The organism is Nocardia pseudovaccinii (assembly GCF_050942345.1).
Classification (GTDB): Bacteria; Actinomycetota; Actinomycetes; order Mycobacteriales; family Mycobacteriaceae; genus Nocardia; species Nocardia pseudovaccinii.
The window spans coordinates 4,641,309-4,662,979 of the sequence record NZ_CP192074.1; the positions used below are offsets into that span (position 1 = coordinate 4,641,309).

The window sequence follows — 21,671 nt, forward strand, 5'->3', positions numbered from 1 at the left end:
TCAGAACTTCAGCAGGTTGGCGTCGTCGACCGAGGTCGAACGGCGGGTGCGGAAGATGGTCATGATGATGGCCAGTCCCACGACGACTTCGGCCGCGGCCACCACCATGGTGAAGAACGCGAACACCTGACCGTCCAGATTCGAATGCAGCCTGGCGAAGGTGACGAAGGCGAGATTGACCGCATTGAGCATCAGCTCGATGCACATGAACACCACAATGGCGTTGCGCCGCAGCAGCACACCGGCCGCGCCGATGGTGAACAGCAGGGCGGACAGGAACAGGTAGTTCTCAGGATTCACCGCTTGCCTTCCTCGTCTGCCTCGCGGGCGGGGGTTTCGGGCTCCTCGACCTCCGAGGCGAAGGCCGGGGTCGTGCCGACCGAGATGACCGCCGCCTCGGTGAGCGCCCGGGTGCGGCGATGCCGCAGGATGGTGCTGACCGACAACTCCTCGAAGGATCCGTCCGGCAGTCGCGCCGGAATATCGACCGCGTTGTGCCTGGCGTACACACCGGGCGTCGGCAGCGGGGTGGCGCGATCGGAGGGCCGGGCCGGGTCGTAAGTGGCGCGGAAGCGGCGGCGGGAGAGCTCCCGCTGATCCAGACGCGGCCCGAAATTCTCCCGGTGCGCCAGGATCATCGCGCCGATGGTGGCGGTGATGAGCAGTGCGCCGGTGAGTTCGAAGGCCCACACATAGCGGACGAAGATCAGTTCGGCGAGCTGGCCGATCACGTCTTGATATGCGAATCCCTTTGCCGGATAGGTGATTCCGGAGTTGCGGATGCCGTTGGCGATACCGCTGATCAGTAGCAGTCCGAAGCCGAGTCCGACCGCGGCCGCGGCGAGCCGCTGCCCGCGCAGTGTTTCCCCGAGCGATTCGGGGGAGTCGACGCCGACCAGCATGAGCACGAACAGGAACAGCATCATGACCGCGCCGGTGTAGACGACGATCTGCACGACGCCGAGGAACAGCGCGTCCTGTGCCATATAGAAGGTCGCGAGCACGATCATGGTGGCGGCCAGGCAGATCGCCGAGTGCACGGCCTTGCCCGCGAAAACCATGCCGAGGGCGCCGATCACGGCGAGTGGGCCGAGGATCCAGAATTGGACGGCCTCGCCGATGGACGTATGGGTCAGTGGCTCGGCGGCCAGAATGAATTCGGTCACCGCACGCCTCCTTCCGCGCCCGCGGCGGCGGGCTTCCTGGTATCGGAACCGCTTTCACCGCCGGGGACGTTGCCGCGGTAGTAATCGCCTTCCGTCGCCCCGGGATACATCGCGTGCGGCGGTGCGGTCATACCGGGCTGCAGCGGGGCGAGCAGCCGGTCCTTCTCGTAGATCAGATCGGCGCGATTGTCATCGGCCATCTCGTACTCGTTGGTCATGGTCAGTGCCCTGGTCGGGCATGCCTCGATGCACAATCCGCAGCCGATGCAGCGCAGATAGTTGATCTGGTAGACCTGTCCGTAGCGTTCGCCGGGCGAAAAGCGTTCGGTCTCGGTGTTATCGGCGCCCTCGACGTAGATCGCATCCGCGGGGCAGGCCCACGCGCACAACTCGCAGCCGATGCACTTCTCCAGACCATCCGGATGCCGATTGAGCTGGTGGCGGCCGTGATAGCGGGGCGCGGTCGGCACCTTCTGTTCCGGATAGGACTCGGTATTGGGCTTCTTGAACATGGTCAGGAAGGTGACCGCGAAGCCTTTCAACGGTTCCAGCAGCCCCGCCTCGGGTTCCGGGCGCCGCGTCGATGGATCCGGCAGCGGTGGCGTCGGGAAGCCGAGGAAGACCGCGGTGCCCGATTCCATCGAGGCGGGTTCCTCGGCTGTCGGCGGCGCGCTCTGTCTGCGTCCGGCCCGCAGGAACATCAGCACGATCAGTCCGGAAATGATGATTCCGCTGATCACCAGCAGCGGCGTCTGGATCCTGTAGCCCTCGTTCTGCAGCACCCGTGCGGTGGCGACCAGCATCACCCACAGCAGCGACGTCGGAATCAGCAGCTTCCAGCCGAGATTCATGAACTGGTCGTAGCGCAGGCGGGGCAGCGTGCCGCGCAACCAGATGAAGACGAACAGGAACGTCCACATCTTGGCGATGAACCACAGCGCGGGCCACCAACCGGAATTCGCGCCGTCCCACAGGTTGATCGGGAACGGTGCGTGCCAGCCACCGAGGAACAGCGTGGTGGCGAGCGCGGAAACCGTTGCCATATTGATGTATTCGGCCATCATGAACATGGCGAATTTGAGCGAGGAGTATTCGGTGTGAAAGCCGCCGACCAGCTCGCCCTCGGCCTCGGGCAGGTCGAACGGCGCACGGTTGGTCTCACCGACCATCGACACGCAGTAGATCAGGAACGACGGCAGCAGCAGGAAGACGTACCAGGTGCCTTCCTGCGCCTTCACGATCCCGGAGGTGGCCATGGTGCCGCCGAGCAGGAACACCGTCGCGAAGCACAGCGCCATCGCGATCTCGTAGGAGATCACCTGCGCGGTCGAGCGCAACCCGCCCAGCAGCGGATATGTCGAACCCGACGACCAACCCGCCAGCACGATGCCGTACACGCCGATCGAGGTGATGGCCAGGATGTAGAGCACCGCGACCGGCAGATCGGTGAGCTGCAGTGCGGTCCGGTGGCCGAGGATCGAAACTTCCGGCCCGATCGGGATGACCGCGAACGCCATGAACGCGGGCACCACCGAAATGACCGGCGCCAGAATGAAAATCGGCTTGTCGACGATGGCCGGGACGATATCTTCCTTCAGCGCCATCTTCACGCCGTCGGCGACGGCTTGCAGCGTGCCCTTGGGGCCGACCCGGTTCGGGCCGACGCGCATCTGCATCCAGGCCACGATCTTGCGCTCCAGATACACCGCCATCATCGGCGTGAGCAGCAGGAAGGCGAAGATCGCCAGGGATTTCCCGATGACGAGCCACAGCGGGTCGTGGCCGAAAAGAGAGAGATCACTCATGACGGTGTTCCTTCATCCTCTCGTCGGCGCGGTGCAGCTGCACCACACCGCCCGGCTGGGTGGCGAGCTGTTCGTTGACCGAGCAGCCCGGCGAGTTCAGCGGCAGCCACACCACCCGGTCGGGCAGATCGGTGATCAGCAGTGGCAGCGTGATGGCGCCGCGATCGGTGGCGACGATGATCGGATCGTCATCGGCGGCACCGATTTCGGCAGCGGTGACGGGGGACAGCCGCACCACCGGCGGCCGCGCCACACCCGCCAGGTTCGGCTCGCCGTCCTGCATGCGGCCCTGATCCAGCAGCATGCGCCAGCCGGACAGGATGGCCGTGCCGGGATTGGGTTGGGTCACCGGATGCGGGCGATGCGCGGGCGCGGGCACCGGTGGCCCGTCCCAGGCGCCGAGTTCGGCGAGTTCGGCGCGCGCGGATTCGGTATCGGGAAGGCCGAGCGCCACCGTCATCTCGGTCGCGATGGCCTGCAGCACTCGCTGATCCGACAGTGGTGCGGGTTCGCGGCGCACCATCGAATCGCCGAGTGCCGCATCGAATTGCCGCGGCCTGCCCTCCCAGGTGCGGAAGGTGCCGGATTTCTGCATTGCCGAGGCCACCGGGAAGACGACATCGGCGCGTTCGGTGACCGCGCTGTGCCGCAACTCCAGGCTGACCACGAACCGAGCGGCGTCGATGGCCTCGAGCGCCGCCCTGGGGTCCGGCATGTCGGTGATCTCGACGCCGCCGATGACCAGTGCGCCCAAGGTCGGCGCGGCCTCCAGAATGGCCGCGGTATCGCGACCGGCGGTGACCGGCAGCTCCGCGACATTCCAGATCGTGCGAACCTCTTGGCGCGCACGGGGATCCACGACCGGTCGGCCACCGGGCAGCAGGCCGGGCAGCGCACCAGCCTCGACCGCACCGCGTTCACCGGCGCGCCGCGGCACCCAGGCCAAGGCGGCACCGGTTTCTTCGGCGAGCCGGACGGCCGCGGACAGTGCGCCGGGGATTCCGGCCATCCGCTCACCGACCAGCACCACCGCACCCGGCTGACGCAACAGCTGTGCGGCCGTCGCCAAAGCGGCGTCGTCCGTCTCGCCGGTGCGCATGGCATCGAGCAGATGCGGTTCGGCCCCGGGAACGGCTTGCAACAGCGTGCCCGACATCCGATCCAGCCCACGCGAGGAGTAAGCGGCGAGCGAGAAGATCGGCAGACGGCGCTTGCGCGCCGCCTTGCGCAGCCGCAGATAGATGATCGGCGACTCCTCTTCCGGCTCGAGTCCGGCCAGCACTACGACCGGTGCGTTCTCCAGGGCGTCGTAGTCGACGGTGACGCCCTGTCCGGCGATACGGGCGGCGAGGAAGTCCGCCTCTTCGGCCGAATGCGCTCGGGTGCGGAAGTCGATGTCATTGGTGCCCAAGGCAACTCGGGCGAATTTGGCGTAGGCGTAGGCGTCTTCTTCGGTGACGCGACCACCGACCAGCACGCCCGCATTGCCGAAGGCCGACGCCAAGCCCTCCGCGGCGGCGGCCAACGCCTCCGACCAGGACGCGGGGGCGAGATTTCCGTCCCAGCCACGCACCAATGGTGTGGTGAGCCGGTCACGTTCGGTCGCGTAGGTGAATGCCCACCGGCCCTTGTCGCAGTTCCACTCCTCGTTGACCTGCGGATCGTCACCCGCCAAGCGGCGCAACACTTTTCCGCGCCGATGGTCGGTGCGCTGTGCGCAGCCCGATGCGCAGTGCTCGCAGACGCTCGGGCTGGAGACCAGATCGAAGGGACGGGCCCGGAACCGGTAGCTGGTGCCGGTGAGCGCACCCACCGGGCAGATCTGCACGGTGTTGCCGGAGAAGTAGGAGTCGAATGGTTCGGCTTGTGCGGTGCCGACTTGTTCGAGCGCACCGCGATCCATGAGTTCGATGAACGGATCCCCGGCGACCTGCTGCGAGAAACGGGTGCAGCGGGCGCACAGCACGCAGCGTTCCCGGTCCAGTAGAACGGCCGTGGACAGCGGAATCGGCTTGGGGTAGGTGCGTTTCACGCCGTCGAACCGGGTTTCGGACCGACCGCTGGACATCGCCTGGTTCTGCAGCGGGCATTCACCGCCCTTATCGCAGACCGGACAGTCGAGGGGGTGATTGATGAGCAGCAGCTCCATCACCCCCTCCTGGGCCTTGGCGGTGGGCGGCGAGGTCAGCTGGGTGCGCACGATCATGCCGTCGGCGACGGCCATGGTGCAGGACGCGACCGGCTTGCGCTGGCCCTCCACCTCGACCAGACACTGACGGCACGCGCCGACCGGGTCCAGCAGCGGGTGGTCGCAGAAGCGCGGGATCTGGATGCCGATGAGTTCGGCGGCCCGGATCAGCAGGGTGCCCGCGGGCACACTCACCTGCGTGTCATCGATGGTGACGGTGACCAGATCAGCGGGTACGAGTCCGCTGGTATTGGTATTCACGGTGGCGGGCCCACCCGTCACCCGGCCGCCACCCCCCACGGAATCGCTGCGCGATGCTGTACTCATTTGACTCCTTCGGCCCAGGCGGTGGATCGCGCGGGATCGAACGGGCAGCCGTCGAGCCGCAGATGGTCGACGTATTCCTCACGGAAGTACTGCAGCGAGGAGATGATCGGGCTGGCCGCACCGTCGCCGAGTGCGCAGAACGATTTGCCGTTGATGGTGTCGCTGATATCGAGGAGCTTCTCCAGATCCGACTCGGTGCCGCGGCCCGCCTCGATCCGCTTCAGCAGTTGGACGAGCCAGTAGGTGCCCTCGCGGCAGGGTGTGCATTTGCCACAGGATTCGTGGGCGTAGAACTCGGTCCAGCGCAGCACCGCACGCACCACACAGGTGGTGTCGTCGAAGATCTGTAATGCCTTGGTGCCCAACATGGATCCCGCTCCGGCCACACCCTCGTAGTCCAGTGGCACGTCGAGGTGCTCGTCGGTGAACAGCGGCGTCGACGAACCACCCGGCGTCCAGAACTTCACCTGATGTCCGGCGCGCACACCACCGGCATAGCCGAGCAGTTCGCGCAGCGTAATGCCCAGTGGCGCTTCGTATTGCCCCGGCCGGGCGACGTGGCCCGACAGCGAGTACAGCGTGAAGCCAGGTGACTTCTCACTGCCCATGGACCGGAACCAGGCCGTGCCGTTCAGGATGATGGGCGGCACGCTCGCAATGGATTCCACATTGTTGACCACCGTCGGGCAGGCATACAGACCCGCGACGGCCGGGAACGGTGGCCGCAGTCGAGGCTGACCGCGCCGCCCCTCCAGTGAATCCAGCAGCGCGGTTTCCTCACCGCAGATGTAGGCACCGGCACCGGCGTGCACGATGAGTTCCAGGTCGTAGCCGGACCCGAGAATGTTCTTCCCGAGGAATCCGGCCGCGTACGCCTGCGCGACCGCGGCCTGCAGCCGCCGCAGCACCGGCACGACCTCACCGCGCACATAGATGAACGCGTGTGCCGCCCGAATCGCGTACGCCGCGATGATGACGCCCTCGATGAGGGTGTGCGGGGTGGCCAGCATGAGCGGAATGTCCTTGCAGGTACCGGGTTCCGACTCATCGGCATTGACCACGAGATAGTGCGGTTTGGTGACGCCGTCCGGGCCTGTGCCCTGCGGGATGAAGCTCCATTTCATCCCGGTCGGGAAGCCCGCTCCGCCGCGGCCGCGCAGACCGGCGTCCTTGATGGTCTGAATGACCTCATCGGGTTCCATCCGCAAGGCCTTGCGGATGGCCTGATAGCCGTCGTGGCCACGGTAGTGCTCGATGGTCCACGACTGCGGGTCGTCCCAATACCGGGTGAGTACAGGAGTCAGTGTCATCACACGCCCTCCGAATTCGGTTCCGGCGCTTGCATATTCTGTTCCTGCGCAACCCGCAGACCGGCCAGCGTCGCCTCTCCCGCCGCACCGTCGAGCACCCCGGGGCGCTCGTCCGGGAAGCCCGCGAGGATGCGCGCGGTCTGCTTGAACGTGCAGAGGGGCGCGCCGCGCGTCGGTGTCACCTGCTCGCCGCGGCGCAGCGAATCCACCAGTGCGGCAGCCGATTCCGGGGTCTGGTTGTCGAAGAACTCCCAATTGACCATCACCACCGGCGCGAAATCGCAGGCGGCATTGCACTCGATGTGCTCGAGGGTGATCGACCCGTCCGCCGAGGTCTCGCCGTGCCCGATGCCGAGTCGGCGCTGCAGGGATTCGAGAATTGCATCGCCACCCATCACCGCGCAGAGCGTGTTGGTGCAGACGCCGACGTGGTAGTCGCCGGTGGGAGTGCGCCGGTACATCGAATAGAAGGTCGCTACCGCGGTGACCTCCGCACCGGTCAAGCCCAGCTGTTCGGCACAGAACTCGATGCCGGTTCCGGTGACGCAGCCCTCCTCGGCCTGCACCAGATGCAGCAGCGGCAGCAGCGCCGAGCGCGGCTCCGGATAGCGGGCGATGATCTCCTCGGCGTCGACTTCCAATCGCTCGCGCACGAACGGCAAGAAAGGCTGCGGCCGGGTGGACAGCTTCAACAGGATCTCGGTCATCGGTCAACTCCGCCCATCACCGGGTCGATGCTGGCGACGGAGGCGATGACATCGGCGACCATCCCGCCCTCGCACATCGCTGCCACCGCTTGCAGATTCGTAAACGAGGGGTCGCGATAGTGCACCCGATACGGTCGGGTGCCGCCGTCGCTGACCATGTGCACACCGAGTTCGCCACGCGGCGACTCCACCGCCACGTACACCTGCCCCGCCGGGACCCGAATGCCCTCGGTGACGAGTTTGAAGTGGTGGATGAGCCCCTCCATGGACGTGCCCATGATGCGGCCGATGTGCTTGGGGGAGTTGCCGAGCCCGTCCGGACCCAGCTGCAGATCGGCGGGCCAGGCGAGCTTCTTGTCGTCCACCATCACCGGACCCGGCCGCAATTTGTCCAGGCATTGCTCGACGATCTTGAGCGACTCCTTCATCTCCGCGACCCGAATCCAGTAGCGGCCGTAGCAGTCACAGCCGGTGGTCGTGGGCACATCGAATTCGTAGTTCTGGTAACCGCAATACGGCGCTGCCTTGCGCAGATCGTGCGGCAGACCCGTCGAACGCAGCACCGGACCGGTGATGCCGAGTGCCATGCAGCCCGCGAGATCCAGGTAGCCGATGTTCTGGGTGCGTGCCTTCCAGATCGGGTTCTGGGTGAGCAGATGATCCATATCGCGCAGCCGCTTGGGCAACAGCTTCAGCAGCTCACGGACCTTGGTGACCCCGTCGTCGGGCAGATCCTGGGCCAGACCGCCGGGCCGGATGTACGCGTGATTCATGCGCAGTCCGGTGATGGTCTCGAAGACATCCAGGATCAGTTCGCGTTCCCGGAAGCCGAACAACATCGGGGTGAGAGCGCCCAGTTCCATTCCACCGGTCGCCAGCGCGACCAGGTGGGAGGAGATCCGATTGAGCTCCATGAGCATGACGCGCACGATGGTGGCGCGTTCGGGAATCTGGTCCTCGATATCGAGCAGCCGCTCGACGCCGAGGCAGTACGCCGTTTCGTTGAAGAACGGGGACAGATAGTCCATCCGGGTGACGAAGGTGGTGCCCTGCGCCCAGTTCCGGAATTCGAGATTCTTCTCGATGCCGGTGTGTAGATAGCCGATGCCGCAGCGGGCCTCGGTGACCGTCTCGCCCTCGATTTCCAGGATCAGCCGCAGTACGCCGTGCGTGGACGGATGCTGCGGACCCATATTGACGACGATGCGTTCCTCACCAGCACCGTCGAGGGTTTCGGTGACCGCGTCCCAGTCCAGGCCCGCCACCGTGACCACAGCGGGTTCGGGCCCGGTGTCGTTGTGGACGCCGGGCCGGGTGTCGATGTCGTTCATTACTTGTACGCCCTCCGCTCGTCGGGCGGCGGGATACGCGCGCCCTTGTACTCGACCGGGATCCCGCCGAGCGGGTAGTCCTTGCGCTGGGGGTGGCCACGCCAGTCGTCGGGCATGGTGATGCGTGTCAGCGATGGGTGGCCGTCGAAGATGATGCCGAAGAAGTCGTAGGTTTCCCGCTCATGCCAGTCGGTGGTCGGGTACACGCTGAACAGCGACGGAATATGCGGGTCGGCGTCCGGTGCGGAGACCTCGACGCGCAGGCGCCGGTTGTGGGTGATGGACATGAGGTGATAGACCGCGTGCAATTCGCGGCCCGCGTCGTCCGGGTAGTGCACCCCGTTGACGCCGAGGCAGAGCTCGAAACGCAGTGCGGCGTAGTCGCGTAACGCCTTGGCGACCGCCACCAGATGTTCGCGCCGCACGTGCAGGGTGAGTTCGCCGCGGAAGACGATCACCTTCTCGATGACGGTCTCCCAGCTCGTGCCGACCGCGCCGAGTGCGGCATGCAATTCGGTGACGAGCTCGTCGAAGTAACCGCCATATGGTGCCGGGGTGCTGCCGGGCAGCATCACCGGACGGACCAGACGGCCGTAACCGGAGGTGTCGCCGGAGCCGGTGACTCCGAACATGCCGCGGCGCACGCCGATCACCTCGGCCGACGGCGAATCCGCTTCCGGCGGTGTGCCTTCCGGACCCGCGGTGGCCGCGGCGTCGACGAAATCGTGCGGCGTCCCGGTTTCGGTATTTTCGGGGGAGTCGAAGGTCATCGCAGCAGACCCTCCATCCGGATGGTCGGCGTGGACGCCAGCGCCGCCGCTTCGGCGGCACGGATGGCCTCCTCGCGGTTGACGCCGAGCGGCATCTGCTGGATCTTCGCGTGCAGTGTCAGGATCGCGTTCAACAGCATCTCCGGCCGCGGCGGGCAGCCGGGCAGATAGATATCGACCGGGACCACGTGGTCCACACCCTGCACGATGGCGTAGTTGTTGAACATGCCGCCCGAGGACGCGCAAACGCCCATGGCCAGCACCCATTTCGGTTCGGTCATCTGGTCGTATACCTGACGCAGCACCGGCGCCATCTTCTGGCTGACCCGGCCCGCGACGATCATCAGATCGGCCTGCCGCGGTGAGGCGCGGAACGCCTCCATTCCGAAGCGGGCGATATCGAAACGTCCTGCGCCGGTGGCCATCATCTCGATGGCGCAACAGGCCAGCCCGAAGGTGGCCGGCCACAGCGAGCCCTTGCGCAGATATCCGGCGAAATCTTCTACCGTGCTCAGCAGAAAGCCGCTGGGCAGTTTTTCCTCGAGACCCATGTTCGACTAACTCTCACTTCCACTGTGCGTACGGCCCGACGCGGCGAAACGCCTTGTGGGCCAGTGCGTATGGGCGATCAGTCCCAGCTGAGACCGCCGCGGCGCCATTCGTAGGCGTAGGCCACCGAGACGTTGAAGATGAACAGCGCCATCGCGGCGAGACCGAAGAGACCGAGCGCATCGAAGTGGACAGCCCACGGGTAGAGGAACACGATCTCGATATCGAAGATGATGAACAGCATGGCGGTGAGGTAGTACTTCACCGGAAAGCGCTGTCCGGTAACGTTTCCCGGCCCACCCGCGACGGCGTGCGGTGTCGGTTCGATGCCGCACTCGTAGGCCTCCTGTTTGGCCCGGTTGTAGCGCTTGGGGCCGACGAGGGCCGAGAGGATGACGGAGAACACCGCGAACGCGGCGGCGACCGCGCCGAGGACCAGAGTGGGCATCTCGATATTCACGACTGCACTTCCCCTCCTTGCGAGCTGTAGCTGGCGGTTGGGCGTCATGTACCCCGACTGCGGCCCGGGGATGTGATGGTCGGCGCCGGAATCATGACGGCAGCTTCCGAGGCGGGCTGACGTCGTTGTCCGCCTCGGTCAGACTCGCCTCATGGCCTGCTCGCACTGCGCGGGTCTGTCATATCGAGGCCCGCGCTCATGTGAGCTACGGCACAGCCTACAACCGACTCGGCGGTTCGACCGTTTATTCGATTGGGGTCTTTGATCGAAAACGGGACTGCTATTTATGACTGAATCGGGGGTAATCCGGCCCGTCGGATCGCTAAGTGATAGCACTGTCACGTGACATCGAAGTGCTCGCGCCCTGGGGGCGCGGGCACGATGTGACGGATGGGGACGATGAGGTCAGGCTGCCGGTCGGTTGTGCAAAACCGTGACGACGGCCTCGGTGAGCCGGATCGGATCGATCGGATGGGCCACGGCGGCCTCGGCGCGCGACCAGTTCGCGAGCCAGGCATCGTCGGGGCGGCCGGTGAGCACCAGAACCGGTGGGCACTGAGCGATCTCGTCCTTGAGCTGTTTGGCGATACCGAGCCCACCCGCCGGAGCGGATTCCCCGTCCAGGATGGCCAGGTCGATACCGCCCGCATCCATCTGCTCGATGACCACGGGCGCGGTCGCCACCTCGAGGTATTCGAAGGTGGGCAGCTCGGGGTGCGGGTGTGTGCCCAGTGCCAGCATTACTTGACGCCGGGTATCGGCGTCGTTGCTGTAGACCAGGACCCGCAGTGGGGTGGAACGAATCGCGTCGGCCACGCACGGATGGTACGTCGGGGCGGGGGTGCGGCGTGGCATGTTGGCGCAGATTGCTCCGCGCGCGTCGCGCTGTCGCCGGTCGGCGGTGCGGAATGCGTGCGGTGGCAAGGTAATCGAAAGCGGTTGCTGAGTTCCGGCCGGTAGCATCCCGAAAATGCGGGGAGATATCACGCGCGAACTCGTCGAAACCGACGCGTGGACCGACGAGATGGTGGCCCGGGCGGGCATTCCGGTGGTGGATGTTCCGTTCGTGACCATCGGCAGCGGGATCGGATCCTTCGTCACCTATGACACCCTGCGGATCTACGGCGTCGCGGCGGCGGCGATGGCGGTGCTCGGGCCGCAGGAGGTGCCGTGGTCGTCCTATGAATATCTGACGCGGGTGTCGCAGATTCCACGCGGGGAGCGATTGCGCAGCGACTCGGCGTCGATGCCGGACAATATCTGGGGCTTTCCGTCGTATGCGGTGCGCGAGGCGCTGGCGGAGAAAACGATCCGACCGCTGTGGAATGTGTTCACCGAGCCGATCTTCAGCAATTACTACACGCCGAGGGCGGGGCAGGCGTTCGTCGCGATGGAACGGGAGTTCCATCGGATCGGATACGCGGGTTCGTTGCATAAAGGGCATGTGCGCATGGTGCGCAAACGCTATGGCGGCGGGTATTTCAGCGTCCTCACCCCGCCCGCCGGTGCGGCTCCGACCAAGCGGATCGCGTTTCGCAGCACGTACGTCCATGTGGGCGTGGGTTATCCGGGGCTGAAGTTGTTGCGGGATCTGCAGGAATATCGGGAGAAGTACCGGGATCCGACGCGCGTGGTCAATGCGTATGAACCGCATGAGCACGTGTATCAGGCACTGCAGCGCAGGCCGGGAAAGGTGATGATCCGCGGCAGCGGGATCGTGGCCAGCCGGGTGTTGCAACGGCTCATCGATGACCGGGACAAACTGCGGCTGAATACCCAGATCCTGCATCTGTTTCGGCACTATGTGGCCGCCGCGCACGGACCGAATATTTTCAGTCGACGCAAGGGCGGCGACGGATGGTCTTATCAGGGATTCAACTATCCGAAGTCGGTATGGGGCGGCCAGCTCAAGGCGAAAATGCGCACGCTGCAAGGGGAACAGCGCGCGCAGGCCTACCAGGAGATGGGCGGGACCAACACGCCGGTGCGCTCGAATTGGCAGGAGCAGCTGCGGCGCGGGCGTAAGGAGGGGTGGTATCAGGTGATGGCGGGCAGTGCGCGCGATCTGCGGCCCGTGCGGGGGCAGGGCGGGGTGATCACCACGATCGTGCCGGATCCCACGGCGGCGCTGCCGTTTCCGCCGCCTACCCAGCCTTTCGACATTTCGGCCGATTACATAATCGACTGCACCGGGTTGGAGGCCGACGTGCGCGAACATCGGTTACTGGCGGATCTGCTGGATCATGCCGGTGCCGGTCGTAATCCGGTGGGGCGCATGGATGTGGCGACCACCTTCGAGTTGATCGGCACGCGAAGTGGCAGCGGACGCATCTATGCATCAGGTAGTGCGACGCTGGGTGGACCGTTTCCGGGAGTGGACACCTTCCTGGGGTTGCAGATCGCGGCGCAGGAGATCGCGGACGATCTTGCGGCGCTGGGTTTCTGCCAGCGGATGGGGCCGCTGCGGTCGACTCGGCAATGGTGGTTGTGGGCGACGAACAAGAAGATCTGATCGATGCTGCTTACTCTGAACGGGCGGATTCAGACCCGCATACTCGTGCTCGGCGTTGTCGGTTTGCTGGTGGCGGTGATCATTACGCCCGTCTTGCCGACTGGATCGCTGTCGCTCGGCGATGCCTATCGGGTGACGTTGTCGGTGCTGCTGGCGACCGTGCTCGTCGGCGTACTGTGGGAATTGCTCTACCATTTTCTGCAGCAATTCCGGTGGGAGAAGGACTGGCCCACGCTGTTCGGCTTCTGGACGGTGATCAACGAGGCGGCGCTGATGTGGGTCCTCGTAGACCATACGACCATTGTGCTGCCGCGCGCGCTGCATCCGTCGCTGACGGCATTCCTCATCCAGTTCATCGTGACGTGGGTCGTGTTCTGGCTCGTGGTGAACGGGCCGATGCGCGTGGTGTTCCATCGCTGGCGGTTCCAGGGTGGGCGATTCCTGTGAGTCGGCAGCTCGAGGTGCTGCCGGGTGGTACGCATCTGATCGCGAACAGTGGCGGCGTCGTGCTCGTGGTCGCGCACCGTTCGGATATTGCGGCCGATGCCGAATCGTCCGCGGCGCAGACGATGTCGGCGTTGCTCGAGCTGGTGCGAGATGCGGGTGCCTCGGAGATACCGCGCAGCGGACGCATGTTTGCACGACTTGCCACGACCTGGTTGATGAGCCTGGGCGACGAGGACCAAGTCGAATTCGGGGTGATCACCCCTGGCGCGACGGGGGTGGCGTTATTTCTGCACGGCGGTGTGACCGCGGTGCTGGAGAGTTCGGATCGCACAGAAGTATTGCGCGGCAAGGATGCCGGATTCACGGTCGATCGCGTGGTGATCCCGGCACCCGAGATCGGGATCGGGCTGTTCGTGGACGAGGACGGGATGACCGAGTCGGCGCTACCGGGTCGCGGTATCGCGGGACTGGGTGAGGGAACGGTGCCCGGTGCCGGGGCGGTGTTGTGGTTGGGGGTGCCTGTGTCGGCTCGTGCACCGGCGGTGCGGAGATCTCTTGACATCGAGTCGGTGCCGGATGGGGTGCTTCAGGTCGTGGCATCGGCGGAAGGTGTGAGCGCAGCGCCGGAGGTCGAACGGCGCGAATTTCCGAGGCAGCCGGTCGAAGTCATCGATCCGGTGACGGTCGGGTCGGAAGGCGAGGTCGAGCCACAGCCGGAAGGCGGTGCGGTGCGCCCGCCGATCGGGGGCGGCTCGGCGGGGAAGGCGGCACCATGGGAGCGCGCGTCCGCGATGGGCATGGGAAAACTGCCGCCGAGGAATGCGGTGTCGAGCGTCGGGGAGCGGCGACGAGTCGGCCTGCAGAAGGGTGCGCAGTCTGAGAACGGTGTGGCGGGAGCGCCGCCGAAGCAGTTGGAAAAGGGGGTGGCCGGGAGCGGTAGGGCTGTTGTTCGGGGGTTCATGTGTTCGCGGCAGCATCTGAACGATCCGCGGGTGTCGTTCTGCGCGGTGTGTGGGATTCGGATGGATCAGTTGACCTGCGTGTTGACCGAAGGAGTGCGGCCACCGCTGGGGTTGCTCATGCTCGATGACGGGACGTCGTTCGTACTCGATAACGACATCGTCCTCGGGCGGGAACCCGAACTTGCCGAGGCGGTGCGGCGCGGTGCGCGGCCGATCCGGTTGCCGGACAGCTCGGGCGCGATGTCGCGTGCGCATATGGAGGTTCGGCTCGTCGAATGGGATGTCGCGGTGGTCGACCAGGGGTCGGCCAACGGCACCTACATCCGGATGCCCGGCCACCAGGAATGGCTCCGCGCCATGCCGAACCAGCTGACCACCCTCGCCGCGGGTGCCCAGATCCTGCTCGGCGGCCGCATCCTCACCTTCGACTCCCAGCACAGCCAGTTCTGAAACGCCTTATCGGCGGGCGGCTGCCACGCCCGTTTCGATGAACTGCCGAAGCAGGGCCGTTGCGGCTGTCGGGAGGAAGACAAGGTATACCGGGACGGTCGGGGCTCCGGACAGGGGGAGGAACTGAACGGCGGGGTGGTTGCTGCGGCGTGCCGCGGTCTCGGGGACGACCCCGATGCCGCGGTCGGCGGCGACGGTCTCCAACCACTCGTCGTAATTGGTCGTTTCCACGACGGTCCGGGGCCGATGCTCCCGCGCCCATGAGGTGGGGCCGGTGGTGCCGCTGACGATATTGACGACCAGCGGCCAGTCGGCCAGCTCGGTCCACTCCAGTCGCTCGCGCCCGGCCAGCGGGGATCGAGTCGAGCAGGCGGCTACGCGCATCTCGTCGAACAGATGCACGGTATGGGCTCCCCGCGCGGTCACCTTTCCGCGCACCACTGCGATGTCGACGCTGCCCTGTGTGACGGCGACCTGCGGGTTGTCACAGCGGACAAGTGTCACCTCGGCCTCGGTGGCCTGCTCGAACTCGGCGATCGTACGCTGTGCCCAGGGGTCTGGCAGCAGCCAGCTGAAACCGAGGCGCACCCGCAGATGCTGCCGGGCGACTGCCACCGCCTGCTCCACCGCCGCGAGAGCGCGCTCCGCGTGTTGCTGGAATTCCCTACCCGCGCTGGTCAATTCGACGTGCCGCGAACTGCGGTCCAGGAGTTGCACCTGTAACAGGGTTTCCAGCTGCGCGACCGTGCGGCTCAGCGCAGGCTGGGTGATGAACAGCGCTTCGGCCGCGTGAGTGAAGGATCGCCGTTGGGCGACGGCAGCAAAAGCGCGGAGGTGACGCAGCTCGATGTCCACGCCTGACGAGCATAGACACTACAAGTCCGCAGGTCGGACAGCTCCACGACGAACTTCCGTGTGGACTGTCAGTGTCCCGGAATCGGCAGGTCACCCTCGACGTACTGGGCGCGGCCGTCGCCGAACGACCAGTCGTCGGGTCCGTTTTCGAAGTAGCTGATGAACAGGTCCTTGCCGTCCACACCGAGTTGGCCCGCCAATGTCTTGTACAGGCGTTGCTTCTCCTCGGTGCTGCGGCCGCGCTGGGTGAAAATGTGGATGATCACGGTGCCCTGAGTGCGTTGGAAGCCGAGCCCGGCATCGAGGGCGATGATCTCGTCCGCGTCGTGCTGGGTGATGATCTGGAACCGGTCGCGTTCGGGAATCTTCAGGACGTCGATGAGGGATTGCTGGACGGCGTCCGCGATGGCCCGGACATCCTCGGGCCGACGGCCACGGATCATATCGATACGTACGAGGGGCATGGCAGAGCTCCTATCGAGTGGTAGTCGCGGCAGCTGGATCGAGTCGCGCCGGTGTCGTCGAAAACGGCCTGATCCAGGTCCTATCTAGACACTAGGGAGCCGACAGAGCTGGCGGAAATGCCGTTGCGGCTGCGTCTATGCCCCCGGTGCATAGCTCGCGGCGCGTTGCCCGTCAGCCACGAGATGTCACTCGGAACCCCGTGCGGTCCGGAATGAGGCGCGTAACTGCACTAGTCACGCTCGAAGCGGACGATGCCGGACCAGGGGTTGCGGCCGGGTTTGCGTGGGTTGGGCTGGGGGAGATAGGTGAACGGGCGCAGGTACCAGGGTGCGCGGTGGAGCTTGCGGGCGTGCACGAGGAGATGTTCGACTTCACGGGGGAGCCAGCCGAGATCTTCGAAGTAGGCGATGCCGTTGCCGGGTTCGAATTTGAGTGGCGCGTTCTCGAACATCGAACTCGAGCGCAGGTGATTCATCGACACAGTGACGTCCATGACCCACCAGCGGATCTGCGGCATGGACAGGGCGGCGGCGATGGTGCGGACCGTCTCCTCATCGAGGTACATCAGCAGACCCTCGGTGAGCACCAAAGTTTTTGTGGCGTGGGCGTTTTCGGGACCGAGCGGGCCGAGGGCCCAGTCGAGGAACTTCGCCAGCGCGGCCGGATCGGCCAGGTCGACACCCCGGCGGATCAGGGTGCAATGCGGCTTCTCATCCGCGAGAGCGGCCTCCTTCTCCGCGGTGAGTGCGGGCAGATCGGCCTCCACCCAGACGAAATCGGCGGACAAGCCCAGGCGGTAGGGGCGGGTGTCGAGTCCGGCGGCAAGATTCAGCACACGGTCGCAGCCCTCGGCGATGGCGGTCGCGATCAGGTCATCGATGATTCTGGTTCGGGTGACGACCGGCCAGCCGTTGCGCATTATCCGCGATGCGGCCGCAACCATGGCATATCCGCGCTCGCCTGCCAGACGCTCGGCGAGCGGATCGTGGAACAGCGCATCTTCGCGCGCGGTCTCCATTGCGCGGTAGGTGGCGACCCAGCGCGCGGTATCGGACACATTCGAAATCAACGCTTCCCCACCAGCCATGCGCGCCAGTCTGGCACAGCGGTGCCTGCCTTTCGGGACAGGGTGCACCGGTGGCGTGGTGATGCCATCCGATAGAATTCAGGCGGGAATCGGGTCACGTGGAACGGGATATTTCACGGGTTCGTAACAGCGAAACGTGCTGCTGAGCGGCTATTCGGTCCACAATCAACCCAATGGCGAATTCATCGCCGATCACCTGCGCGATCGATTCGATCGCCAGTCGGGTGGAGTCCGGGTGTCGTGCCCCCCGGGCTCCACCGCCCGGGGTTTCTAGCCGGGGTGGAAAGCGTGGGGGCCTACTTCGGCTGGATCGAGGATGTGGGCTAGGAAGAGGCGGGTCGTGGGGGTGGGGGTGCGAGTGGTGACGGCGTGCCATGGACGGTCCATGGGGGTGCCGTCGACCGGAAGTACTTGCAGCAGACCTGATTCCAGGTCTTGGGCCAGAGCGTCGGTGTGAATGAGGGTCACGCCCAAGCCTTCACGGGCGGCGGCCAGTACCGCACCGTGGCTGCCCAGGGTGAGGGTGGGCGGGGAGATTTCGAGGCGGTCGATGAGGCTGAGGGTGGCGTCGCGGGTTCCGGAGCCGCGACCGCGTAGCAGCCAGGTGCTGTGCAGCGGATCGGGACAGTCCGGCGCGCCGACGACCACGAGCTGACTGGGGCGACGGGCTCGGATGACCAGCCCGGTGTCGCGCGGTGGGCGGCCCGCGATGACGAGATCCGTTTCGTGGTGGTGCAATTCGAGGAACAGCACATCGCGCGGATGCACCGACAGGCTCAGTTCGATATCCGGATAGCGATTCCGGAATGACGCCAGCGGCCCCAGCAGCACATACTCACCCGCGGTGGCGACCACACCGATCCGCAGCCTGCCGGTTTCGGCCCGGCGCACCGCGGCATTGGCCTCCTTCATCAGGCCGAGGATGGTGCGGCAGTATTCGGAGTAGATGCGCCCGGCCTCGGTGAGCGCGATACCGCGCCCGGCCTTCGCGATGAGCTTTGCCCCGAGCTGCTTTTCGATGTGCGCGACCGCGGCGGAGACGGCGGCCTCGGTGATGTGCAGCTGGGTGGCGGCGCGGCGGATGCTGCCCTGCCGAGACACGGCCAGGAATGTTTCCATCCTTGCCGCACTCACCATGCCCACGAATCGACGGTATCAAACTCAATGAATCCGTTGAGTATTCCGAGGAACAATCAAATTGTTTGTCATCGACAACGCCGTCATCCTTGAACTCAGTAGGCGTTCACCCCACGTCTCAGGCGCAGCATCCCGCACAACACCCGAGCCGAGGTGTCCTGCTCGATATCCGGGCGCGGGAGCCTCGCGCAACAGTTCCCGAGCGCGGATCACCCGCAAAACCGAGCGGAGCAATGATGACCGACGAAACCGAACCCAACCGCTGGGATCCGGGTGTCCACTCCTACGCCTCGATGGGTTACTACGCCCCGGATTACGTACCCAAAGATACCGATGTCCTCGCCGTCTTCCGGGTGACCCCGCAGAAGGGTGTGGATCCGATCGAAGCCGCGGCCGCCGTGGCGGGCGAATCATCCACTGCCACATGGACTGTCGTGTGGACCGACCGTCTCACCGCGCACGACCGCTACCAGGCCAAGTGCTACCGCATCGATGAGGTTCCCGGCCGCCCCGGCGAGTACTTCGCCTATATCGCCTACGATCTCGACCTCTTCGAAGAGGGCTCGATCACCAACCTCACCTCCTCGATCATCGGCAATGTCTTCGGCTTCAAGCCGTTGCTGGCACTGCGCCTGGAGGACATGCGGATTCCGGTGGCCTACGTCAAAACCTTCCAGGGCCCGCCGCACGGCACCGTGATGGAACGCGAGTACCTGAACAAATACGGCAGGCCGCTGCTGGGTGCGACGGTGAAGCCGAAACTCGGTCTGTCCGCGCGGAATTACGGCCGGGTGGTCTACGAGGCGTGCAAGGGCGGCCTGGATTTCACCAAGGACGACGAGAACATCAACTCCCAGCCGTTCATGCGATGGCGCGACCGGTATCTGTTCGCCATGGAGGGCGTCAACCGCGCCACGGCCGAAACCGGTGAGATCAAAGGCCACTACCTCAATGTCACCGCGGCGACCATGGAGGATATGTACGAGCGCGCCGAGTTCGCCAAACAGCTGGGCAGCGTCGTGATCATGATGGACCTGACGGTGGGATTCACCGCCATGCAGTCGATGTCGCACTGGGCGCGGCGTAACGGCGTGCTGCTGCATCTGCATCGGGCCGGGCACTCCACCTACACGCGGCAGAAGACGCACGGCGTGAGCTTCCGGGTACTGGCCAAATGGTGCCGGCTGATCGGAGTCGATCACCTGCACGCGGGCACCGTGGTCGGTAAGCTCGAGGGCGATCCGGCGACCACCAGGGGCTTCTACGACACGTTGCGGGAGAACCACATTCCCACCAACCCGGGCAACGGCATCTTCTTCGATCAGTATTGGGCCAGCCTCGGCGGTGTCATGCCGGTGGCCTCCGGTGGCATCCACGCCGGTCAGATGCACCAGTTGCTAGACCTTTTCGGCGATGACGTGGTCTTGCAATTCGGCGGCGGCACCATCGGACATCCGCTCGGTATAGCGGCAGGCGCTGAGGCGAATCGGGTGGCGTTGGAGGCAGTCGTGAAGGCCCGAAACGAGGGGCGCGATTTGCTGAAGGAAGGTCCGGATGTGCTGCGCAAGGCCGCCGAGAACTGCCGCCCGCTCGATGTCGCGCTCTCGACCTGGGGCGATGTCACCTTCGACTACACCTCCACCGACGCGCCGGATGCCGTGCCGACGGCCAGCCACTGAACGACAGGACTCCGCACATGTATCTGCGCCACGGAACCTTCTCGTATCTGCCCGAACTCACCGACGCCGAGATCGCGGCTCAGGTGCGTTACTCCCTGCTCAACAACTGGCCGGTGTCCATCGAATACACCGATGATCCGCACCCCCGCAACGCCTATTGGGAGATGTGGGGGTTGCCGCTGTTCGATCTCGACGAGCCCGACGGTGTGCTCGCCGAGATCGACGCATGCCGCAATACCTTCCCGCGGCACTACATTCGGGTTCTCGCCTACGACGCCCGCTACGGCAGGCAGACCACCGCATTGAGTTTTCTGGTGCAGCGTCCCGTCGACGAGCCCGGATTCGTGTTGACTCGCACCGAGGGACCGGACCGGCGCCAGACCTACGGTCTGCATTCGTATGCCACCGACGAAAGGCCGGGTACCCGGTATGGCGGCTGAAAGGTCGAGCGCAGCAAGCGGTTTCCGATTGCACCGGCCGGGTGCGGACGACGGCAGGCCGGTGCGGGCGGTGCCGGCGGACGCACCGCCGGAGGAGTTGCTGGCCGAGGATGCGGTGCTGGATCTGTCCACCGATATCGCGGGAAATGACGTCGCGGACGTACTGACCAGGCTCGATGACGAACTCGTCGGTTTGGCGAATGTGAAGCGGCGGGTGCGCGAGATCGCGGCGCTGCTGCTGATCGATCGGGCCAGGCAGCGCTTCGGCCTGCAGGCCTCCCGGCCGACCATGCATATGAGTTTCACCGGCGGCCCCGGCACCGGCAAGACCACCGTCGCCCTGCGGATGGCCGAGATGCTGCACGCGCTCGGCTATATCCGTAAACCCAAGGTGCACACGGTAACTCGTGACGATCTGGTCGGCCAGTTCATCGGACACACCGCACCCAAAACCAAGGAGGCCCTGGCCAAGGCGGCCGGGGGAGTGCTGTTCATCGACGAGGCCTACTACCTGTTCCGCCCGGAGAACGAACGCGATTACGGACAGGAAGTCATCGAAATCCTGCTGCAGGAGATGGAGAGCGAGCGCACCAGCCTGGTGGTGATCTTCGCGGGCTATCCGGACCGGATGGACAAGTTCTTCTCGGCGAATCCGGGACTGTCCTCGCGGGTGGCCCATCATCTGGAATTCAGCGACTACACCCACACCGAGTTGGTGCGCATCGCCGAAATCATGGTGGCACGGGACAACTTCCGGTTCGACGACACCGGATACGCAGCCTTCGGCGAATATCTCACGCTGCGAATGAGCCGCCCCCGATTCTCCAATGCGCGCAGTGTGCGCAATGCCCTGGACCGCTGCCGGTTACGGCAGGCCAAACGGCTGGTCGAGCTGCGGCGACCGCTCACCAAGACCGACCTGATCACGCTGACCGACCGAGATGTATACGGCAGCAGTGTATTCGGGACAGGACAGCAGCCGGATGGGCCGACCGCAAGGGCCCCCGCGTGACGAGATCGAGAA

General features: G+C 65.4%; 21 protein-coding genes. 6 read left to right on the forward strand and 15 right to left on the reverse strand.

The genetic code is table 11. The annotated features are described in order from the left end of the window. The 11 genes from nuoK to ACQPZ2_RS20795 form a co-directional block, all read right to left on the reverse strand. Entirely contained in the window at positions 1-300 is a 300-nt protein-coding gene (nuoK, locus tag ACQPZ2_RS20745) for an NADH-quinone oxidoreductase subunit NuoK (protein ID WP_062982135.1), read from the reverse strand. Further along, positions 297-1,166 (reverse strand): NADH-quinone oxidoreductase subunit J, encoded by an 870-nt coding sequence (locus ACQPZ2_RS20750; protein WP_433527063.1) that lies wholly within the window; start codon positions 1,164-1,166, stop codon positions 297-299. Before ACQPZ2_RS20750 ends, nuoK begins: the two co-directional genes overlap by 4 nt. Further along, positions 1,163-2,971: an NADH-quinone oxidoreductase subunit NuoH gene (gene nuoH, locus ACQPZ2_RS20755; protein WP_433527064.1), complete on the reverse strand. Its 1,809-nt coding sequence runs from the start codon at positions 2,969-2,971 to the stop codon at positions 1,163-1,165. Before nuoH ends, ACQPZ2_RS20750 begins: the two co-directional genes overlap by 4 nt. After that, complete coding sequence (locus ACQPZ2_RS20760) at positions 2,964-5,486, reverse strand: NADH-quinone oxidoreductase subunit G (protein ID WP_433527065.1); 2,523 nt, start codon at positions 5,484-5,486, stop codon at positions 2,964-2,966. Before ACQPZ2_RS20760 ends, nuoH begins: the two co-directional genes overlap by 8 nt. Next, positions 5,483-6,796 (reverse strand): NADH-quinone oxidoreductase subunit NuoF, encoded by a 1,314-nt coding sequence (gene nuoF / locus ACQPZ2_RS20765; protein ID WP_433527066.1) that lies wholly within the window; start codon positions 6,794-6,796, stop codon positions 5,483-5,485. The genes ACQPZ2_RS20760 and nuoF overlap by 4 nt, the downstream gene beginning before the upstream one ends. Further along, positions 6,796-7,503 (reverse strand): NADH-quinone oxidoreductase subunit NuoE, encoded by a 708-nt coding sequence (nuoE, locus tag ACQPZ2_RS20770; protein WP_433527067.1) that lies wholly within the window; start codon positions 7,501-7,503, stop codon positions 6,796-6,798. The genes nuoF and nuoE overlap by 1 nt, the downstream gene beginning before the upstream one ends. Further along, positions 7,500-8,834 (reverse strand): NADH-quinone oxidoreductase subunit D, encoded by a 1,335-nt coding sequence (locus tag ACQPZ2_RS20775; protein ID WP_433527068.1) that lies wholly within the window; start codon positions 8,832-8,834, stop codon positions 7,500-7,502. Before ACQPZ2_RS20775 ends, nuoE begins: the two co-directional genes overlap by 4 nt. Then, positions 8,834-9,604 (reverse strand): NADH-quinone oxidoreductase subunit C, encoded by a 771-nt coding sequence (locus tag ACQPZ2_RS20780; RefSeq protein WP_433527069.1) that lies wholly within the window; start codon positions 9,602-9,604, stop codon positions 8,834-8,836. The genes ACQPZ2_RS20775 and ACQPZ2_RS20780 overlap by 1 nt, the downstream gene beginning before the upstream one ends. Further along, positions 9,601-10,155 (reverse strand): NuoB/complex I 20 kDa subunit family protein, encoded by a 555-nt coding sequence (locus ACQPZ2_RS20785; RefSeq protein WP_040690435.1) that lies wholly within the window; start codon positions 10,153-10,155, stop codon positions 9,601-9,603. Before ACQPZ2_RS20785 ends, ACQPZ2_RS20780 begins: the two co-directional genes overlap by 4 nt. 77 nt (positions 10,156-10,232) lie before the next feature. Further along, entirely contained in the window at positions 10,233-10,601 is a 369-nt protein-coding gene (locus tag ACQPZ2_RS20790; RefSeq protein WP_371856371.1) for an NADH-quinone oxidoreductase subunit A, read from the reverse strand. 417 nt (positions 10,602-11,018) lie between these two features. Continuing rightward, positions 11,019-11,468 carry an Rv3143 family two-component system response regulator gene (locus ACQPZ2_RS20795; protein WP_433527070.1) on the reverse strand — a complete coding sequence of 150 codons (450 nt, stop codon included), beginning with the start codon at positions 11,466-11,468 and terminating at the stop codon, positions 11,019-11,021. Between the two features lie 115 nt (positions 11,469-11,583). Here ACQPZ2_RS20795 and ACQPZ2_RS20800 point away from each other — a divergent pair, with 115 nt between their 5' ends. Genes ACQPZ2_RS20800 through ACQPZ2_RS20810 form a run of 3 tightly spaced genes read left to right on the forward strand, consistent with a single transcriptional unit; the run spans position 11,584 to position 14,984 of the window. Further along, complete coding sequence (locus ACQPZ2_RS20800; RefSeq protein WP_433527071.1) at positions 11,584-13,125, forward strand: hypothetical protein; 1,542 nt, start codon at positions 11,584-11,586, stop codon at positions 13,123-13,125. A gap of 3 nt (positions 13,126-13,128) precedes the next feature. Beyond that, complete coding sequence (locus ACQPZ2_RS20805) at positions 13,129-13,572, forward strand: hypothetical protein (protein WP_433527072.1); 444 nt, start codon at positions 13,129-13,131, stop codon at positions 13,570-13,572. Further along, the gene (locus ACQPZ2_RS20810; RefSeq protein ID WP_433527073.1) at positions 13,569-14,984 is read left to right on the forward strand and encodes a hypothetical protein; all 1,416 of its coding nucleotides are present in this window, start codon (positions 13,569-13,571) and stop codon (positions 14,982-14,984) included. Before ACQPZ2_RS20805 ends, ACQPZ2_RS20810 begins: the two co-directional genes overlap by 4 nt. 6 nt (positions 14,985-14,990) lie before the next feature. Here ACQPZ2_RS20810 and ACQPZ2_RS20815 read toward each other — a convergent pair whose 3' ends face one another. The 4 genes from ACQPZ2_RS20815 to ACQPZ2_RS20830 form a co-directional block, all read right to left on the reverse strand. Beyond that, positions 14,991-15,839, reverse strand: a complete 849-nt coding sequence (locus tag ACQPZ2_RS20815; protein ID WP_433527074.1) for a LysR family transcriptional regulator — start codon at positions 15,837-15,839, stop codon at positions 14,991-14,993. A 68-nt stretch (positions 15,840-15,907) separates the two neighbouring features. Beyond that, positions 15,908-16,303, reverse strand: a complete 396-nt coding sequence (locus ACQPZ2_RS20820; RefSeq protein WP_433527075.1) for a tautomerase family protein — start codon at positions 16,301-16,303, stop codon at positions 15,908-15,910. A 230-nt stretch (positions 16,304-16,533) separates the two neighbouring features. Next, complete coding sequence (locus tag ACQPZ2_RS20825; RefSeq protein ID WP_433527076.1) at positions 16,534-17,391, reverse strand: class I SAM-dependent methyltransferase; 858 nt, start codon at positions 17,389-17,391, stop codon at positions 16,534-16,536. 270 nt (positions 17,392-17,661) lie between these two features. Beyond that, positions 17,662-18,528 (reverse strand): LysR family transcriptional regulator, encoded by an 867-nt coding sequence (locus tag ACQPZ2_RS20830; RefSeq protein WP_433527479.1) that lies wholly within the window; start codon positions 18,526-18,528, stop codon positions 17,662-17,664. 236 nt (positions 18,529-18,764) lie between these two features. On the opposite strand from ACQPZ2_RS20830, the gene ACQPZ2_RS20835 reads away from it, so the two are divergent. The 3 genes from ACQPZ2_RS20835 (at position 18,765) to ACQPZ2_RS20845 (ending at position 21,659) form a co-directional block, all read left to right on the forward strand. Next, positions 18,765-20,207: a form I ribulose bisphosphate carboxylase large subunit gene (locus ACQPZ2_RS20835; RefSeq protein ID WP_063046110.1), complete on the forward strand. Its 1,443-nt coding sequence runs from the start codon at positions 18,765-18,767 to the stop codon at positions 20,205-20,207. Between the two features lie 17 nt (positions 20,208-20,224). Next, positions 20,225-20,647 carry a ribulose bisphosphate carboxylase small subunit gene (locus tag ACQPZ2_RS20840; protein WP_433527077.1) on the forward strand — a complete coding sequence of 141 codons (423 nt, stop codon included), beginning with the start codon at positions 20,225-20,227 and terminating at the stop codon, positions 20,645-20,647. 70 nt (positions 20,648-20,717) lie between these two features. Further along, positions 20,718-21,659: an AAA family ATPase gene (locus ACQPZ2_RS20845; protein ID WP_433527078.1), complete on the forward strand. Its 942-nt coding sequence runs from the start codon at positions 20,718-20,720 to the stop codon at positions 21,657-21,659. The last annotated feature ends 12 nt before the right edge of the window (positions 21,660-21,671 follow it).

Bases quoted from the DNA above. Each gene is read 5' to 3' on its own strand.
- ACQPZ2_RS20830 (WP_433527479.1), bottom strand. From the start codon at position 18,528: ATGGTGAGTGCGGCAAGGATGGAAACATTCCTGGCCGTGTCTCGGCAG.
- ACQPZ2_RS20785 (WP_040690435.1), bottom strand. From the start codon at position 10,155: ATGGGTCTCGAGGAAAAACTGCCCAGCGGCTTTCTGCTGAGCACGGTA.
- ACQPZ2_RS20800 (WP_433527071.1), top strand. From the start codon at position 11,584: ATGCGGGGAGATATCACGCGCGAACTCGTCGAAACCGACGCGTGGACC.
- ACQPZ2_RS20805 (WP_433527072.1), top strand. From the start codon at position 13,129: ATGCTGCTTACTCTGAACGGGCGGATTCAGACCCGCATACTCGTGCTC.
- ACQPZ2_RS20790 (WP_371856371.1), bottom strand. From the start codon at position 10,601: ATGCCCACTCTGGTCCTCGGCGCGGTCGCCGCCGCGTTCGCGGTGTTC.
- ACQPZ2_RS20835 (WP_063046110.1), top strand. From the start codon at position 18,765: ATGACCGACGAAACCGAACCCAACCGCTGGGATCCGGGTGTCCACTCC.
- ACQPZ2_RS20840 (WP_433527077.1), top strand. From the start codon at position 20,225: ATGTATCTGCGCCACGGAACCTTCTCGTATCTGCCCGAACTCACCGAC.
- ACQPZ2_RS20820 (WP_433527075.1), bottom strand. From the start codon at position 16,303: ATGCCCCTCGTACGTATCGATATGATCCGTGGCCGTCGGCCCGAGGAT.
- nuoE (WP_433527067.1), bottom strand. From the start codon at position 7,503: ATGACCGAGATCCTGTTGAAGCTGTCCACCCGGCCGCAGCCTTTCTTG.
- ACQPZ2_RS20825 (WP_433527076.1), bottom strand. From the start codon at position 17,391: ATGGCTGGTGGGGAAGCGTTGATTTCGAATGTGTCCGATACCGCGCGC.
- ACQPZ2_RS20760 (WP_433527065.1), bottom strand. From the start codon at position 5,486: ATGAGTACAGCATCGCGCAGCGATTCCGTGGGGGGTGGCGGCCGGGTG.
- ACQPZ2_RS20795 (WP_433527070.1), bottom strand. From the start codon at position 11,468: ATGCCACGCCGCACCCCCGCCCCGACGTACCATCCGTGCGTGGCCGAC.
- nuoF (WP_433527066.1), bottom strand. From the start codon at position 6,796: ATGACACTGACTCCTGTACTCACCCGGTATTGGGACGACCCGCAGTCG.
- nuoH (WP_433527064.1), bottom strand. From the start codon at position 2,971: ATGAGTGATCTCTCTCTTTTCGGCCACGACCCGCTGTGGCTCGTCATC.
- ACQPZ2_RS20780 (WP_433527069.1), bottom strand. From the start codon at position 9,604: ATGACCTTCGACTCCCCCGAAAATACCGAAACCGGGACGCCGCACGAT.
- ACQPZ2_RS20775 (WP_433527068.1), bottom strand. From the start codon at position 8,834: ATGAACGACATCGACACCCGGCCCGGCGTCCACAACGACACCGGGCCC.